The following is a 16078-nucleotide window of genomic DNA, read 5'->3' as shown; positions in this document are numbered from 1 at the left end:
ACCGTAACAGTGATAGAGCGCCGGACTTGTCCGGCGCTTTTTTTATGCGGATTTGCCCGCCCAGCGCCGGGCCAGGGTACGGGCGGCCTCCAGCACCCGCTCCTTGGCGGGATTGGGCCGTTTGCCGCTGCGCCAGGCCATCATCACATCCCAGTGATCCGGCGGCAGATCCACCACGTCCAGCTGCACCAGCCGGCCGAACTCCAGATCCCGGGCGATGGCGAGCGCTGGCATCAGGGTGATGAAGCCGTGCTCCAGCGCCAGCTCCCGCGCCGCGCTGGCGGGCTGGATGGCGTGCAGCGGGCTCGCCACCTGGCGCAGCAGGCGCAACTGCAGGATCAGCTCGTCGCAGCCGGTACCCCACTGCTGGGGGGCCAGCCGCTCGTTGGCGATGTCCTGCAGGGTCAGGCCCTGCCGCCCGGCCAGCGGATGGGTGGCGCAGGCTACCGCGATGATGGGGGAGCGATAGAGTAGTTCGAGTTGAATGCCGGCGATGGCGGGACACTTGAGGATGAAGCCGACGTCGGTCTCGCCGGTCAGCAGCTCCTGCATGATGATGCCGGAGTGATCGGTGTTGCAGCGGATCTCGAAGGTCTCGTCGACCAGTGCCAGCAGCAGGGGGCCGAACACCACGGTCGTCAGGGAGGGCAGGCAGGCGAGCCGGATGCGCGGTAGAGCTGGCGCTCCCTGCATCGCCAGGCGACCCCCTTCCAGCGCACTCAGTGCCGCACTCGCGGCAGGCAGGAATTGCTCGCAGGCCGGGGTGGGGGTGGCACCGCGCCGATGGCGACGAAACAGGGGTTGGCCCAGATCCTGTTCCAGCACGGCGATCCGCTGGCTCACCATGGGTTGTGACCAGCCGCGCACGGCGGCCGCCTTGCTGAAGCTGCCGCGATTGACCACATCCAGCAGCAATTGCAGATCGTCGAGGGTCATAGCCATAACATAATCCAATATAAAATATAGCCAGTTGTCGGCTACCACTATATCTGGCGTCCTTCCAGAATAGCAGTATCAATCGTTGTGCTTTGGCATATTGCCATATCGGTTCAGGGGCTCGTTGCACCTTGAGCCCGTTTGGTGACGGCGTCATTCGGGCGATGAGACGAATTAATCGGAATGTCATCAGAAAGCAGGGGACGGGTAGTCATGGTGGAGCGGGCGAGGCGGTTGGGGCGGTGGTTTTTGGCGTTGGATTCCCTGTTGGTGATCCTGGGGTTCTTCGTGGTAATGCCCATGATCAGCCTGCGTTTCGTGGATCAGCTCGGCTGGGCGGCCGGGGTGGTCGGGCTAGCGCTGGGGTTGCGCCAGCTGACCCAGCAGGGGCTGGGCATTCTGGGCGGCTCGCTGGCGGACAAGTTCGGCGCACGGCCGCTCATCGTGGGCGGCATGCTGCTGCGGGCGGCGGGGTTTGCCAGCCTGGCCTATGCCCAGAGCGGGCTGGAGCTGATCCTCTCCTGCATCATCTCGGGGCTGGGAGGCTGTCTGTTCGATCCGCCCCGCGCCGCGCTGGTGATCAAATTCACCCGGCCCCGTCAGCGGGGGCGCTACATCTCGTTGTTGATGATGCTGGAGAGCGCCGGCGCCGTGGTGGGGGCCCTGCTCGGCAGCTGGCTGCTCAACTTCGACTTCGAATATGTCTGTCTGCTGGGGGCCGGCCTGTTTGTCTGCGCCGCGCTGTGCAACCTGCTGATCCTGCCCGCTTATAAGCTCTCGGTGCGACCGACCCCGATCCGCGCCGGTCTCGGCCAGGTGCTGGCGGACAAGGCGTTCTGCCGGCTGGTGCTGATCCTGAGCGGCTACTACGCGCTCTGGGTCCAGGTGATGCTGATCTTCCCCATCCTGGTCAAGCAGATGGCGGGCACCACCACGGCGGTGGGCTGGATGTATACCCTGGAGACCGCCATCTCGCTGGCGCTGCTCTATCCGCTGGCGCGATATGGCGAGCGCCACTTCAAGCTGGAGAGCCGCTTGATGGCGGGGGTACTGTTGATGACCACCGGCATCGGGCTGGTGGCGTTTGCCAACACCCTGCCCGCGGTGTTCATGCTGCTGGCCTGCTTCTATCTGGGGATCGTCATCGCCGAACCGGCGCGGGAGACGCTGATGACTAAACTGGCGCAGCCGGGGGCACGCGGCAGCTACATGGGCTTCAGCCGGCTGGGGCTGGCGCTGGGGGGCATGACGGGTTACGTGGGGGGCGGCGCGCTGCATGACTACGCCATGCTGCAGGGGCAGCCCTGGTTACCCTGGCTGGTGCTGGGCACGGTCGGGGTGACGACTTTGCTGCTGCTGGTGAACTGTTTTCACCGCGAGCCGAGTCTGGCGCGGGTCGACATCTGACGGGCAATAAAAAACCGGCCGCTGGGCGGCCGGTAAAAAATACAGTAGGCAATTCAGGGAAGACTTAGAAGTTGTACTGCAGGGCCACGGCGACCACGTCGTCGGTGTTCTTGCCCAGCGAGTTGGTGTGGGATTTATCGCCGTTGTTGTCCAGCAGGTTGATCTTGTAATCAACGTAGGCGTTGAAGTTGTCGGTGAAGTTGTACCAGGCACCGATGGAAACGTACTCGGTGGCGGTGTCATCGATGCCGCGAGCGTTGTCCTTCACGTCGGTACGCAGGTAGGCCAGGGACGGCTTGAACTTGCCGAAGGCGTACTGGGCGACGGCTTCGTAGCCATCCATCTTCTCGGCGTAGCCGTTGAAGGTGCTGACGTACATGTGGTCTTCACCGTGGGAGTAGGTGGCAGCCAGGTAGAGGTCGCCGACGGCGTACTTGGCACCGACACCGTACAGCTTGGCATCGCGGTCACCACCGAAGGCGGCGTTGGCGGCCTGCTCGTCGGTCTTGCCAGCCTGGTTGTAGGCAGTACCCAGGCTCAGGCCCATGTCGAAGTCATAGTTGGCGGACACGGCGAAACCTTCAGCAGAACCCTTCGGATTCCAGGTGCTGTTGGCGCCGGTCAGGTTGGAGCGATCGGCATTCTGCGGATCGTTGTTGCCGGTGAACTGGGCACCCAGGGTCAGGCCCTGATAGGTGTAGATGTACTGGGCCAGGCCGTTGGTACGACCGGTACCGAATATTTCGGTGTCCTTGCCCAGACCGTCACCACCCCACTCTGGCAGCACGTCGGTGTAGTTGTTCACGGCTTTGGTGAACAGACCATCCTGACGGCCGTAGCTGAAGGCACCGAAACGATCGTGCTTGATGCCGGCGTAGGCATAACGCAGCTCGTCGTTGTCGGAGCCGGAGACCGGCAGGTTGTATTCAGCGAAGCCGAACGCGGTCAGCTCGTTGTCGATCTTGGTTTCGCCGGCAACGTGCAGACGCAGGTAGCTCTGGTCACCTTCAGAACCGTTGTCATCAGTGCCGTAGTACATGCCTTGAGCGCGACCACCGATGTCGAGTTTGGTGTCGTTCTGGTTGTAGACGGTAGCGGCTTGCGCACCACCGGCCAGCAGCACGCTGGAGATGGCCATGGTCAATGCTGTCTTTTTCATTGTTCGTTCCTCTGGTGTAAACACTGTCGGACCTGTGCTCGGCCCTGTTGATCGGTTTCTGTTCCGATGCCCCAGAGTAGATCTGCGAACCTTGATAGAAACTGAAGCGCACAAGGATTAATTAATGATTTGACCTGAAAAGCAGGTATAAAAAACGGCCCGAACAGGGCCGTTTGCGTGTTTGTGGAATTAAATGCTGGTTAGAGCATCATGCCACCGAAGAAGAAGCCCAGCGCCACGGCGATGGCGATGGTGGCAACACCCGGTACGAAGAAGGGGTGATTGAATACCGCCTTGCCGATGCGGGTGGAGCCGGTGTCGTCCATTTCGACCGCGGCCAGCAGGGTCGGGTAGGTCGGCAGTACGAACAGGGCGCTCACGGCGGCGAAGGAGGCGATGGCGGTCAGCGGGCTGACACCCAGTGCCAGAGCGGCCGGCATCAAGGCCTTGGTGGTGGCGCCTTGTGAATAGAGCAGCATGGCGGCAAAGAACAGCACCACGGCCAGCAGCCAGGAGTACTGGTTGAGCAGGTCGCCGGCGATCAGCTGGATGGTGTCCATGTTGCCTTTCACGAAGACGTTACCCAGCCAGGCCACGCCCAGTACGCAGATACAGGCGGACATGCCGGACTTGAAGGTCGGCATGTTGGTGACCTGGGTGGCGTCCAGCTTGCAGACCAGGGTCATGATGGTGGCCGCGGCCAGCATGATGCCCATGATGGCGCCATCACGGGGGATCGGCGGGTTGGCGATCAGGCCCACTTTACCGGAGATGGCGGTGGCGTAGGCCATCACGGCCACGATGGCGGCGATGAAGATCCAGACCGATACCTTGGCGTAAGGCTTGAGTTCCAGCTTGGTGGTGCCGCGCAGCTTGATCAGCCCCTTGGCCTTGCGCTCCAGGTAGACTTCGTCCTGGTCGAGCGGCTTGCCCAGCATGTTGGCGACGAAGGCACCGAGGATGCAGGCAATGAAGGTGGAGGGGATGCAGATGGCCAGCAGGGTCAGGTAATCCACGCCAAACGGCTCAAGCATGCCGGAGAAGGCAACCACGGCCGCGGAGATGGGCGAGGCGGTGATGGCGATCTGGGAGGCGATGACGGCGATGGAGAGCGGACGGGACGGGCGAATGCCCTGCTCCTTGGCCACTTCGGCGATCACCGGCAGGGTGGAAAAGGCGGTGTGACCGGTACCGGCCAGCATGGTCATCAGATAGGTGACGACCGGGGCGGCGAAGGTGATGTATTTGGGGTTCTTGCGCAGGGCTTTCTCGGCCAGGGAGACCAGATAGTCCATGCCACCGGCCAGTTGCATACAGGCAAGGCGCAGATGACGGACGCGATGATCATGATCACGTCCCAGGGGATGTAGGTGACCAGCTGGTCGCTGGGAATTGGCATCCCCAGACCCCAGGTCAGTACCAGTACCCCCAAACCACCGGCAAAGCCGATGCCGATGCTGCCTATCCGGGCCCCCAGATAGATAGCGGCGAGCACGACAAGTAACTCGATTCCAATCATAGCGAACACTCCATTTTCCAGTTTTTTTAGGTTTTATTTGGCAGAAAAGCCAATTCCCGATGGGGCTGGGCAAGACCTATCGGGAACTGACTTTATGGGCCGGGATAAACCCGGCCCATTTGCTCGCTTATACGGTGGCTTCGCGGGTATAACGCTTGGCTTTGTATTGCGGGTTCATCAGGTTCTCGATGGAGAGAATTTCATCCAGCTGCTCGGCGGTCAGCAGGCCGCGCTCCAGCACGACTTCACGGACGTTCTTGCCGGTCTGAGCACAGATCTTGCCGACGATGTCGCCTTCGTGGTGGCCGATGAAGGGGTTCAGGTAGGTCACGATGCCGATGGAGTTCAGCACGTGGTTCATGCAGATTTCCGGGTTGGCGGTGATGCCTTCCACGCACTTCTCGCGCAGGGAGATGCAGGCTTTTTCCATCAGGCTCAGGGATTCGAACATCGCCTGACCGATCACCGGCTCCATGACGTTCAGCTGCAGCTGACCGGCTTCGGCGGCGAAGGTGATGGTGACGTCGTTGCCAAAGACCTTGAAGCAGGACTGGTTGACCACTTCCGGAATGACCGGGTTGACCTTGGCCGGCATGATGGAGGAGCCAGCCTGCATTTCCGGCAGGTTGATCTCTTTGAGTGCAGTGCGCGGGCCGGAGGAGAGCAGACGCAGGTCGTTACAGATCTTGGAGAGCTTCATCGCCATGCGCTTGATGGCGCCGTGCAGCATCACGTAGGCGCCGCAGTCGGAGGTCGCTTCGATCAGATCTTCAGCCGGAACATAGGCACGACCGGTGATCTCGGCCAGGCGCTTGATGGCCAGGGCGGAGTACTCGGGCGGGGTGTTCAGGCCGGTACCGATGGCGGTGGCGCCCAGGTTCACTTCCAGCAGCAGCTCCTGGCAACGCTTGATGGACTTGATCTCTTCGCGCAGGGTGACGGCGAAGGCATGGAATTCCTGACCCAGGGTCATCGGCACCGCATCTTGCAGCTGGGTACGACCCATCTTCAGGATGCCCTTGAACTCGGCGGCCTTGGCATCGAAGGCGGCGATCAGTGCTTCCAAGGCGTGCAGGGTGGTGTCGGTGCTGTTGACCACGGCCACGCGGAAGCCGGTGGGGTAGGCATCGTTGGTGGACTGGCACTTGTTGACGTGGTCATTGGGGTTGATGACGTCGTAGCGGCCCTTGGCCAGACCCATGATTTCGAGGGCGATGTTGGCCAGTACTTCGTTGGTGTTCATGTTGACGGAGGTGCCGGCACCACCCTGGTAAACGTCGACCGGGAACTGGTCGAAGCATTTGCCGGTGTTCAGCATCAGGTCGCAGGCTTCTACGATCTTGTCAGCAATTTCAGGACGGATGGTACCCAGTTCGCCGTTCGCCAGGGCGGCGGCCTTCTTGGTCAGTACCATGCCGCGGACGAATTCCGGAACGTCAGAAATCTTCTGAGTGCTGATCTTGAAGTTCTCAACGGCGCGCAGGGTATGCACACCGTAGTAGAGATCGTTGGAAACTTCTTTGGTGCCCAGCAGGTCTTCTTCAATGCGGACGTTCTTGATGTCGCTCATTGTAATGCCTCAGAAATCAGATAAATGGAAACGATCCTCACCGAGTGGTCGCGAGTTCCTTACGCACGGTTCATCCTGAAGCACCACACATCGAGTGGGGCGGTTGGGGGCTTTTTTGCTCCCTTAATTACTGGCGTCGATATTACCCCAATTGAGGTATCTGATATTAGACCTGGATCACTAAATTTGAGACAACCTCAAATAACTTGTGGTCATTAAACAGATATTGCAATCAACCGATTTACTTTGACAGAACAATGACTTCAATCACAGTCTGGCAGGCCGGTTTTTCTGTGGATCCGGCGCCTCGTCACCCTGTGGACTTGAAAAATGCGCGTCACCCCCCATTTTAATCAACAGGAACCGATACCATGGTGGGTTGGCAACGGCATCAGCGGTTGTCGCACTTCGCCAGCGGTTCATTCACATTCATCCGCACTGAGGTTGTTATGGGCAAGTTGTTTCTATTGTTGGTCGGTCTGGTGGTGCTTGAGCTCACCGTGATGATCGAAGTCGGCTCCGTGATCGGTGCCTTGCCGACCGTCGGCTTGCTCATTCTGACGGCGGTGCTGGGCTCCTCGCTGGTGCGCAGCGAAGGGATCAAGACCCTGTTCAACGCGCAGCAGAAGATGCAGCAAGGAGAGATGCCGGGACGTGAGGTGATGGGGGGCATGATGCTGGCGCTGGCCGGTCTGCTGCTGATCATCCCGGGTTTCGTGACCGACTTCTTCGGCATTCTGCTGCTGCAGCCCTGGCTGCGCAACAAGCTGGCCGACAAGCTGATCGGCAGCAACCAGTTCAAGATGCAGATGGGCGGTTTTCAGGCCCGTCAGCAGCCGTTTGACGAGGTGCCGGGCAATGACCAGCCGGGTCAAGCTCCGCGCAGCGGCACCACCATCGAAGGGGAGTTCGAGCGCAAGGAGTAACTGCTGCGCTTACTTTCCTGCCATCAGGGCCTGCCCTGATGGCACAGCAGCTCGAAGCGGTGGCGGGCATACCACCAGGCCAGGGTGCCCGCCGCCAGATTGGCCACGAGAATTCCCAGATAGATTCCCTGCTCCCCTCCCAGTTTTGCCCCCAGCCAGGCTCCTGGCAGCAAGAAGACAAACAGCCGCAACCCGTTGAACAGGAAGGAGACGCTGGAAGCCCTCACGCCATTTAAGGCGGATGCGAGCAGCATCACCATGCCCTGAAAGCCGTAACCGATGGGCACCAGGTGCAGATAGAGCACGATGAGGCGCACCACCTGCGGATGACTGCTGAACAGCTCGGCGATGAAGGGGGCCAGCAGCCAGGTCAGTGCGTATACCGCCAGCTGGAACAGCAGGGCAAAGCGCATGCAAAACTGCAGCGCCGCCTTGGCACGGGCCGGGTTGCCCGCCCCGCAGTTTTGCGAGATGAAGGGCGCCAGCACGGAGGAGAGCGCCATCATCACGATAAGCAGCAGGGCTTCCACTCTCGATGCGGCGCCGTAGGCGGCCACCACTTCCGTCCCCAGCCCGGCGAAGATGGTCATCAGCACGGCGTTGGCCAGCGGGTTGAGCATGTTGGTGAAGGAGGCGGGCACCGCCACGTGCAGCAAGGCGCGCCAGTGGGCCAGCAACTGTGGGCGCGGGGAGAGGCGCCAGCGCAGCAGTCCTTCCCGGTGGCGCAATATATAGAGGCTGACCAGCATGGCCATCAGCCAGGAGAGTGAGGTGGCGATGGCGGCGCCGCGGATCCCCCATGCGGGGAAGGGGCCTATGCCGAAGATAAGCAGGGGATCCAGCACGCCGTTGACCAGCCCGGCCACCGTCATTACCAGGCTGGGGGTCTTGGTATCGCCGGTGGCCCGGATGGCGGCATTGCCCACCATGGGCAGCACCAGCATGGGGACGGTCAGATACCAGATCAGCATGTAGTCGTAGATGAGGGCGATCAGCTCATCGCTGGCGCCGAGCAACCGGAACAGCGGGTGTATGGTCAGCGCCCCCGCCAGGGCGATGAGGGCGACCAGCAGCACGGCCAGAAACAGGTTGTCGGTGGTGATGCGGGCGGCTTCATCATGCTTGCCCTGGCCGAGCGCATGACCCATCACCGCAGAGAGGCCGGCCCCCAGTCCCATCGCCAGCGAGGTGACCACGAAGGTCACCGGAAAGGTGAAGCTGATGGCGGCCAGCGCCTGGGTGCCCAACATGCCAATGAAGAAGGTATCGACCAGGTTGAAGGCGAGAATGGCGACGATGCCGAGGATCATCGGGCCCGTCATGCGCAGCAATACGGACGTCATGGGGGCAGTCAGCAGGGGATTGGGTCGGGTCACGGGCTTGTCTCTGTACGTCTGGCGGAGTTCTGGCTGCGGGCAGCACAAACCGGTTTCCTGACCGGGACTTCGGGAGATCCATCGAAGACGTTCATAGTACGTGAAAATATTTTTTTTGTATTTGCCCTTGAAGGGTTAACAAACGTGCCCCACATCGGAGACATATCTAATTTGGCCAGGAATGGCCATTCCTCAAAGCAACACAGAGACTCATTTTGGGAGAGTTATCGATGAAAATTCGTCCACTGCACGACCGCGTCATCATCAAGCGCATCGAAGCTGAAGCCAAATCCGCTGGCGGCATTGTCTTGACTGGTACTGCGGCCCAGAAGTCCACCCGTGGTGAAGTTCTTGCCGTGGGGACTGGCCGAATTCTGGATAATGGCGATGTCAAAGCCCTCGCCGTCAAGGTTGGTGACAAGGTGATCTTCAACGAAGGCTACGGTGTGAAGACCGAGAAGCTGGATGGTCAGGACGTACTGATCCTGTCTGAAACCGACATCCTGGCGATTGTCGAAGAGTAATCCACCCTTTCCCCCTGCGAATTGATTGAAGGATTGAAGAAATGGCAGCTAAAGAAGTCAAGTTTGGCAACGAAGCACGCAGCAAGATGCTGGAAGGCGTAAACATCCTGGCCGATGCCGTCAAGGTAACTCTGGGCCCGAAAGGCCGCAACGTGGTACTGGACAAGTCCTTCGGCGCGCCGACCATCACCAAGGACGGCGTCTCCGTTGCCCGCGAAATCGAGCTGGAAGACAAGTTCATGAACATGGGCGCCCAGATGGTCAAGGAAGTTGCTTCCAAGGCCAACGACGCCGCCGGTGACGGTACCACTACCGCTACCGTACTGGCTCAAGCCATCGTCAACGAAGGCCTGAAGGCCGTTGCCGCCGGCATGAACCCGATGGATCTGAAGCGCGGTATCGACAAGGCCGTAGTGGCCGCTGTTGCCGAGCTGCAAGCGCTGTCCCAGCCGTGTGCCGACAACAATGCCATCGCTCAGGTAGGCACCATCTCCGCCAACTCCGACGAGAAAGTGGGCAAGCTGATTGCCGAAGCCATGGACAAAGTCGGTCGTGACGGCGTCATCACCGTTGAAGACGGTCAGGGTCTGGACGACGAGCTGGCCGTGGTAGAAGGCATGCAGTTCGACCGTGGCTACCTCTCCCCGTACTTCGTCAACAAGCCGGAAACCGGTGCCGTTGAGCTGGACGATCCCTTCATCCTGCTGGTTGACAAGAAAGTCTCCAACATCCGTGAAATGCTGCCGGTGCTGGAAGGCGTAGCCAAAGCGGGCAAGCCGCTGATCATCGTGGCTGAAGACGTAGAAGGCGAAGCGCTGGCGACTCTGGTGGTCAACACCATGCGTGGCATCGTGAAAGTCGCTGCCGTCAAGGCTCCTGGCTTCGGTGACCGTCGCAAGGCCATGCTGCAGGATATCGCCATCCTGACCGGTGGTACCGTGATCTCCGAAGAAGTGGGCATGGAGCTGGAAAAAGCGACCCTGGAAGACTTGGGCCGTGCCAAGCGCATCGTCATCACCAAAGAGAACACCACCATCATCGATGGCGTGGGTGATGCGTCCCTGATCGAGAGCCGTGTGGCCCAGATCCGTCAGCAGATCGAAGAGACCTCTTCCGATTACGACCGCGAGAAACTGCAAGAGCGCGTAGCTAAACTGGCTGGCGGTGTTGCGGTGATCAAGGTTGGTGCTGCCACCGAAGTCGAGATGAAAGAGAAGAAAGCCCGGGTTGACGACGCCCTGCACGCGACTCGCGCCGCAGTAGAAGAGGGTGTGGTTGCCGGTGGTGGTGTTGCGCTGGTACGCGTGGCCGCCAAACTGGCCGGCCTGCGTGGCGACAACGAAGATCAGAACGTGGGTATCAAGGTCGCTCTGCGCGCCATGGAAGCCCCGCTGCGCCAGATCGTCATCAACGCCGGTGAAGAGGCCTCCGTCATTGCCAACGCGGTGAAGAACGGTGAAGGTAACTTCGGTTACAACGCCTACACCGAACAGTACGGTGACATGCTGGCCATGGGTATCCTGGATCCGACCAAGGTGACCCGTTCTGCCCTGCAGTTCGCCTCTTCCATTGCTGGCCTGATGATCACCACTGAGTGCATGATCTCCGAGCTGCCGAAGAAAGATGCCCCTGCCATGCCTGACATGGGCGGCATGGGCGGCATGGGCATGATGTAATTCAGCCCTGGTTACCAAACGGCTCGCTTTTGCGGGCCGTTTTTTTTATGGCGACTAAACTGAGTCTATTGTCAGTGACTTAATCAGAGGTGAGTATGCGTGTACTGGGTTTGATTCCATTACTGTTTTCTCTGGCCATGCCGGTGATGGCACTTGAGGCGCCACAGGGGCCCGTCATTTTGAAGGTGACCGGCAATGTGCTGCCGGCCGAAGCGACGGAGGGGGTGGTCTCCTTTGATCTCGCCATGCTCAAGGCCCTGCCGCAGCATGAGATAGTGACCAGCAATCCCTGGGTCGACAAACCGCACAAATATGTGGGGCCCAAGCTGGCCGATGTCTTGGCTGCCGTCGGTGCGGATGGCAAGGCGATCACCTTGACGGCCTTGAACAGTTTTCAGATCAGGATCAACTGGGATAAGGTCAGGCAATACGACCCGATTCTGGCCTGGCAAGATGATGGGGTCACCATGCGGGTACGGAATAAGGGACCGCTTTGGTTTATCCTACCGCTGGATCAGTATCCCGAGCTGAAACGCTCTGAGTTTACCGACATGATGATTTGGCAACTGAATGCCATTGATATTCAGCATTGATGTAGTGGCTTGCGGGAGTACGAGTGAAAGCAAAGACCAAGGCGTGGCCTTTACTCATCGTTCTTTACCTATCCATCCTGTTGTTTACGGGAAGCACTCTCTATTGCCTCGCGCAGATACAGAATGCGACCCGAGTGATGGAGAGGTACACCTATGACGTCTCCTGGGCCCTGATGCAGTTGCAACTGGAGTTGGGGCGTTTCCTCAACTCCGTCGAGATCTACCATTATGGCGGCATCGATCACGATACCCTGATGCTGCGCTATGACATCCTGTGGAGCCGGACCCCCATCCTGCTCAGTGGCCAGTTGCGTCAGAGCATGAAGGACAAGCAGAAGACCTTGCGGCTGGTGCAGCTGATCGAAAGCAACATTCGCGAGATGGAGCCCAATATCACCAATCTGAAGGCGGGGACACCCGATTATCAGCAGATATTGATGCGCCTGGTTCCTCTGCAGGAGCCACTCTCCTATTCTCTCGCCTCCGTGATGCAGAAGAACATCAACGTCTATTCAGGCAATGACAAACGCTTTGGCCAGCTGCGCAATGCGCTGCTGTTCATGGTCTCAGGGCTGGTGCTGTCGGTGATGTTGCTGAGCGGCTTGCTGATCCGTGAGGCTCGTCGTCATTTCAGGGCGGCGCGGATCGATCCCCTGACCGGGCTCTCGAACCGGTTGGCCTTGCTGGAGAAAATGGAGTCCTACGCTACCAAGGAGACGCCGTTTGGCCTGGTGCTGGTGGACATCAACGATTTTCGCGACATCAACAGCAAGTTCGGCTACAACACCGGCGACTTTCTGCTGCAGGAGCTGGCAAAGCGAATGCGCAATTTGTGTGAAAATGGTGAGTGGGTGGCCCGGCTGGGCGGCGATCAGTTTGCCATGATCCAGCGTGAAAGCAGTGACCTGCGCCAGGTGAGGGAGCTGGTGGCCCGCCTGCTGCATGCGCTCAAGCAGGATATCATCATCGACAACTACCCGTTCCGCCTGGAGGTGGGCATCGGCATCGCCTTCTTCCCGATGGACAGCAAGCATACTCAGGAGCTGCTCAGTCGTGCCGAGCAGGCCTTGTTTCACAGCCGCAAGACCCATGTGCCATACGTCATCTACGACAACTCGTTGCTCAATGAAACGGCGCGCCGCAAGCATTTGGCAAGCGACATGATCATGGCGCTCGAGCACAATGCACTCGAGCTCTATTACCAGCCCATCGTCAACCTCGAGAGTGGCCGCTGCGAAGCGGTGGAAGCCTTGCTACGCTGGCGTCACCCTGAATTGGGCTTCATTCCACCCAACGAGGTGATCCAGGTCGCCGAAGAGTTCCAGCTGGCCGAGAAGCTGGGCAGTTGGGTATTGAACACGGCCTGCGAGCAGCTCTATCAGTGGCAGCAACTGGGTTTGGTTGATTTGCAGATGTGCGTGAATATCTCGCCCGGCATGTATCAGCGCAATCTGTTGAAGCTGGTTGCCAAGGCCTTGATGGACCACCATATCCCGGCCGCCAGCCTGGTGCTGGAGGTGACGGAAGACACCACCATGCGCGAGGTGAAAAACTCCCTGCAACTGATGCAGGATCTCAATCAGCAGGGGGTACAGCTGGCACTGGATGATTTTGGTACCGGCTACTCCTCGCTCAGCTATCTGCAGAAGCTGCCGGTCAGCAAGGTGAAGATCGATCGCTCCTTCATCCAGGGGATCGATACGTCTATCGAGGCATCCGAGCTGGTCGCCAACATCTGCCGGATGGGTTCCATGCTGGGCAAGAGTCTGGTGTGTGAAGGGATAGAAACTCAGGCTCAGCTCGACGTGTTGCGCACCCTCACTGATATTCATCTCTATGGTCAGGGCTATCTGTTCAGCCGCCCAGAACAGGCGGAGAAGGTTTATCAAACCCTGCTTGAGATGGAAGAAGAGTGGCTGGAGCGGCGTCAACCGGACAAGGCGTATTTAATTTAGCCAAAATGGCTCATGCTTGGCCCAAGATGGCCGATAGTCTTAAAGCAGGAGGTACACCATGGATATATCTAGTTCTGCATCTGCGTCATTTGGTTCTGCATTGATGACGGCCAGCCTGGCCAAGAAACAACAGACCCAAGAAGGTGAATCTGCATTGAAACTGCTGCAAACAGCAGCTCAATCAGCACCGGTTGCACCGACATCGGCCAACGCTTCTTTGGGAAGTAACATCGATATTCGCGTCTGACCCTAACGAAAAAGCCCCCATCCAGTCGATGGGGGCTTTTTTATGTCTGCGATATTGCGATGTCTATCTTGGCTCAGACCGAAAAAGGGGTTGGTGCCTCGAAGGTCATCTTCTCGCCGCTGCGGGGGTGGCTGATGGTCAGACTCGCTGCATGCAGATAAAGGTGCGGTGCTGCCGCCAGTGCATCCGGATGGGCGTAGAGGTTGTCGCCCAGAATCGGGTGTCCCAGCTCCAGCATATGGACGCGCAGCTGGTGCGAGCGACCCGTGATGGGAGTCAGCTTGATCAGGCTGTTACCATTCTCTACCTTCAATTTTTCCCACAGGGTCAGGGCGTGACGCCCCTCCTCGTGATCCACCTTCTGTTTCGGCCGGTTGGGCCAGTCGACGCAGAGCGGCAGGTCGACCTGACCTGACGCTGCCTCCGGCTCGCCCCACACCCAGGCGAGGTAGTGCTTCTCGGTCTCCCGCTCGCGAAATTGCCGGCTCAGCTCCCGATGGGAATTGGGATTGAGGGGAATGACAATGACGCCAGTGGTGGACATGTCGAGGCGATGAGCCGCCGCCGCCTTGGGGTGCTGCTGCTTTACCCGATGCAGGACGCTGTCTTCATTCTCGGGGCCGCGCCCGGGCACGCTCAGCAGGCCAGTGGGCTTGTTGACCACCATGATGTCCTTGTCCTTGAACAGGATATCGAGCCAGGGTTCCAGAGGCGGTGAGTATTCAAACATAAATGTCTCGCATCAGAAGGTGGGGGCAAGCCCCCATCAGTTATGAGTAACCACAATCATAAAGGGCATGGCATCCGGCATGAGCCGGTCATGTCTCTTCAGTATCGCGTCAGTTATGGGTGACCACGATAAAGCGGATGGCATCCAGCTTGAGTTGGGTCTGATCGATCAGGTGGTGCAATTCTGCCTGCAGATTGCGCAGATAATCCAGTTCGCTGTCGCGCACGTTCGGGTTGACCGCCTTGAGCGCTTCCAGCCTGTCCAGATCCTGCTGCAGGGTCTGTGCCATCTGGGCGCGGGCCTTGTCGACAATCCCGCCTTTCAGCTCTTCGGCAATGGCCTGGCCCTTGCCAATCAGACCGTGGATCACCGGTTGGGACGCGGTGACCAGCTTGCTGCCGAGGTGGCGATTGACCGGCGTGAGCTGGCGGTTGAAGGCATCGAACGCCACTTTTTCACCCAGATTCTGGCCGTTCTTGTCCATCAGCAGACGGATCGGGGTCGGTGGCATGAAGCGGTAGAGCTGGGGATGGGCCGCAGACTCGGCAACGAAGATCAGCTCAAGCAGGATGGAGCCGATAGGCAGTGCCTTGTTCTTGAGCAGGGCGACCGAGGTCGCACCGATCTCGGAGCCCAGGATCAGGTCGATACCGCCACGCATCATGGGGTGATCCCAGGAGAGCAGCGCCATGTCATCCCGCGACAGGGCTGTATTGCGATCGAAGGTGATGGTCATGCCATCTTGCGGCAGGCCCGGGAAGCTGGAGACCAGCATGTGATCCCCCGGGGTCAGCACCAGCGCGTTCTCGCCACGGTCATCCTGATTGACGCCGATCTCGTCGAACATCTTGAGGGCGAAGGAGATCATGCCGGTGTCGTCATCTTCGGCGGCCAGCTTGTCGACCAGCTGCTGGGCAGCGGCGCCACCGCTGGAGTGGAGCTCCAGCAGGCGATCGCGACCCTGTTCCAGCCGGGCCTTGAGCGGCTCGTGCAGTTCGCGGGTTTTGACCAGCAGGGCGTCGAGGGGGGCCTGATCGCCTGTGTTGGCGGCCAGCAGCTCGAACAGCTCGTCACGCACCGCTTCGAATACCGGGCGGGCAGTCGGGCAGGTCTGCTCGAATGCATCCAGACCATCGTGATACCAGAGCTGCAGGGCGCGCTGGGCGGTCCCTTCCAGGTAGGGCACGTGGATTTCGACGGTATTCTGCTGACCGATACGATCCAGTCGACCGATACGCTGTTCCAGCAGATCCGGATTGAGCGGCAGATCGAACAGCACCAGATGACTGGCAAACTGGAAGTTGCGACCTTCTGAACCGATCTCGGAGCAGAGCAGCACCTGGGCGCCACCATCCTCTTGCGCAAAATAGGCCGAGGCCTTGTCCCGCTCGAGGATGGACATCCCTTCATGGAATACGGTGCCGCGGATCCCTTCACGGGTGCGCAGCGCCTCTTCCAGT

The 16078-nt window shown here is 59.6% G+C and carries 13 protein-coding genes and 1 pseudogene (1 of these 14 running past the window's edge); 7 read left to right on the top strand and 7 right to left on the bottom strand.

The window, feature by feature from the left end; all coding sequences use genetic code 11:
- Positions 1–42 precede the first annotated feature (42 nt).
- Positions 43–942, bottom strand: a complete 900-nt coding sequence (locus ACPW75_RS16195; RefSeq protein WP_024946193.1) for a LysR family transcriptional regulator — start codon at positions 940–942, stop codon at positions 43–45.
- A gap of 207 nt (positions 943–1149) precedes the next feature.
- Between ACPW75_RS16195 and mdtH the strand changes: the two genes are divergently transcribed.
- Positions 1150–2343: a multidrug efflux MFS transporter MdtH gene (gene mdtH / locus ACPW75_RS16190; protein ID WP_190284304.1), complete on the top strand. Its 1194-nt coding sequence runs from the start codon at positions 1150–1152 to the stop codon at positions 2341–2343.
- 64 nt (positions 2344–2407) lie between these two features.
- Here mdtH and ACPW75_RS16185 read toward each other — a convergent pair whose 3' ends face one another.
- From ACPW75_RS16185 to aspA, 3 genes and pseudogenes are all read right to left on the bottom strand, one after another.
- Complete coding sequence (locus tag ACPW75_RS16185) at positions 2408–3502, bottom strand: porin (protein ID WP_077097915.1); 1095 nt, start codon at positions 3500–3502, stop codon at positions 2408–2410.
- Positions 3503–3702: 200 nt separating this feature from the next.
- Positions 3703–5021, bottom strand: a pseudogene (locus tag ACPW75_RS16180) (anaerobic C4-dicarboxylate transporter).
- A 127-nt stretch (positions 5022–5148) separates the two neighbouring features.
- Positions 5149–6591 carry an aspartate ammonia-lyase gene (gene aspA, locus ACPW75_RS16175; RefSeq protein WP_011704801.1) on the bottom strand — a complete coding sequence of 481 codons (1443 nt, stop codon included), beginning with the start codon at positions 6589–6591 and terminating at the stop codon, positions 5149–5151.
- 449 nt (positions 6592–7040) lie between these two features.
- On the opposite strand from aspA, the gene ACPW75_RS16170 reads away from it, so the two are divergent.
- Entirely contained in the window at positions 7041–7517 is a 477-nt protein-coding gene (locus ACPW75_RS16170) for an FxsA family protein (RefSeq protein WP_024946196.1), read from the top strand.
- A 23-nt stretch (positions 7518–7540) separates the two neighbouring features.
- Here ACPW75_RS16170 and ACPW75_RS16165 read toward each other — a convergent pair whose 3' ends face one another.
- The gene (locus ACPW75_RS16165) at positions 7541–8941 is read right to left on the bottom strand and encodes an MATE family efflux transporter (RefSeq protein ID WP_077097917.1); all 1401 of its coding nucleotides are present in this window, start codon (positions 8939–8941) and stop codon (positions 7541–7543) included.
- A gap of 182 nt (positions 8942–9123) precedes the next feature.
- Between ACPW75_RS16165 and ACPW75_RS16160 the strand changes: the two genes are divergently transcribed.
- From ACPW75_RS16160 to ACPW75_RS16140, 5 genes are all read left to right on the top strand, one after another.
- The gene (locus ACPW75_RS16160; RefSeq protein ID WP_005309514.1) at positions 9124–9417 is read left to right on the top strand and encodes a co-chaperone GroES; all 294 of its coding nucleotides are present in this window, start codon (positions 9124–9126) and stop codon (positions 9415–9417) included.
- A 41-nt stretch (positions 9418–9458) separates the two neighbouring features.
- A complete protein-coding gene (groL, locus tag ACPW75_RS16155; protein WP_011704804.1) occupies positions 9459–11093 on the top strand; it encodes a chaperonin GroEL in 1635 nt (544 codons plus the stop codon).
- Between the two features lie 95 nt (positions 11094–11188).
- Positions 11189–11686 carry a hypothetical protein gene (locus ACPW75_RS16150; RefSeq protein WP_016349563.1) on the top strand — a complete coding sequence of 166 codons (498 nt, stop codon included), beginning with the start codon at positions 11189–11191 and terminating at the stop codon, positions 11684–11686.
- Positions 11687–11709: 23 nt separating this feature from the next.
- The gene (locus ACPW75_RS16145) at positions 11710–13641 is read left to right on the top strand and encodes a putative bifunctional diguanylate cyclase/phosphodiesterase (RefSeq protein WP_077097918.1); all 1932 of its coding nucleotides are present in this window, start codon (positions 11710–11712) and stop codon (positions 13639–13641) included.
- 58 nt (positions 13642–13699) lie between these two features.
- Positions 13700–13888 (top strand): hypothetical protein, encoded by a 189-nt coding sequence (locus ACPW75_RS16140; RefSeq protein ID WP_073348952.1) that lies wholly within the window; start codon positions 13700–13702, stop codon positions 13886–13888.
- A 73-nt stretch (positions 13889–13961) separates the two neighbouring features.
- On the opposite strand, the gene rluA is transcribed toward ACPW75_RS16140, so the two are convergent.
- A complete protein-coding gene (gene rluA / locus ACPW75_RS16135; protein ID WP_077097920.1) occupies positions 13962–14618 on the bottom strand; it encodes a bifunctional tRNA pseudouridine(32) synthase/23S rRNA pseudouridine(746) synthase RluA in 657 nt (218 codons plus the stop codon).
- Positions 14619–14727: 109 nt separating this feature from the next.
- Positions 14728–16078, bottom strand: the end of a protein-coding gene (gene rapA, locus ACPW75_RS16130; RefSeq protein WP_077097921.1) for an RNA polymerase-associated protein RapA. It continues 1517 nt past the right edge of the window; the window shows 1351 of its 2868 coding nt (coding positions 1518–2868); its start codon lies off the right edge, out of view; its stop codon occupies positions 14728–14730.

This window comes from Aeromonas sp. FL131 (assembly GCF_049860615.1).
Lineage (GTDB): Bacteria > Pseudomonadota > Gammaproteobacteria > Enterobacterales > Aeromonadaceae > Aeromonas > Aeromonas hydrophila.
This window is presented reverse-complemented; position numbering and strand designations above follow the sequence as displayed.

Excerpts from the sequence above, each read along its gene's own strand:
- ACPW75_RS16195 (WP_024946193.1), bottom strand. The coding sequence starts at position 942 with ATGGCTATGACCCTCGACGATCTGCAATTGCTGCTGGATGTGGTCAAT.
- mdtH (WP_190284304.1), top strand. The coding sequence starts at position 1,150 with ATGGTGGAGCGGGCGAGGCGGTTGGGGCGGTGGTTTTTGGCGTTGGAT.
- ACPW75_RS16185 (WP_077097915.1), bottom strand. The coding sequence starts at position 3,502 with ATGAAAAAGACAGCATTGACCATGGCCATCTCCAGCGTGCTGCTGGCC.
- aspA (WP_011704801.1), bottom strand. The coding sequence starts at position 6,591 with ATGAGCGACATCAAGAACGTCCGCATTGAAGAAGACCTGCTGGGCACC.
- ACPW75_RS16170 (WP_024946196.1), top strand. The coding sequence starts at position 7,041 with ATGGGCAAGTTGTTTCTATTGTTGGTCGGTCTGGTGGTGCTTGAGCTC.
- ACPW75_RS16160 (WP_005309514.1), top strand. The coding sequence starts at position 9,124 with ATGAAAATTCGTCCACTGCACGACCGCGTCATCATCAAGCGCATCGAA.
- groL (WP_011704804.1), top strand. The coding sequence starts at position 9,459 with ATGGCAGCTAAAGAAGTCAAGTTTGGCAACGAAGCACGCAGCAAGATG.
- ACPW75_RS16150 (WP_016349563.1), top strand. The coding sequence starts at position 11,189 with ATGCGTGTACTGGGTTTGATTCCATTACTGTTTTCTCTGGCCATGCCG.
- ACPW75_RS16140 (WP_073348952.1), top strand. The coding sequence starts at position 13,700 with ATGGATATATCTAGTTCTGCATCTGCGTCATTTGGTTCTGCATTGATG.
- rluA (WP_077097920.1), bottom strand. The coding sequence starts at position 14,618 with ATGTTTGAATACTCACCGCCTCTGGAACCCTGGCTCGATATCCTGTTC.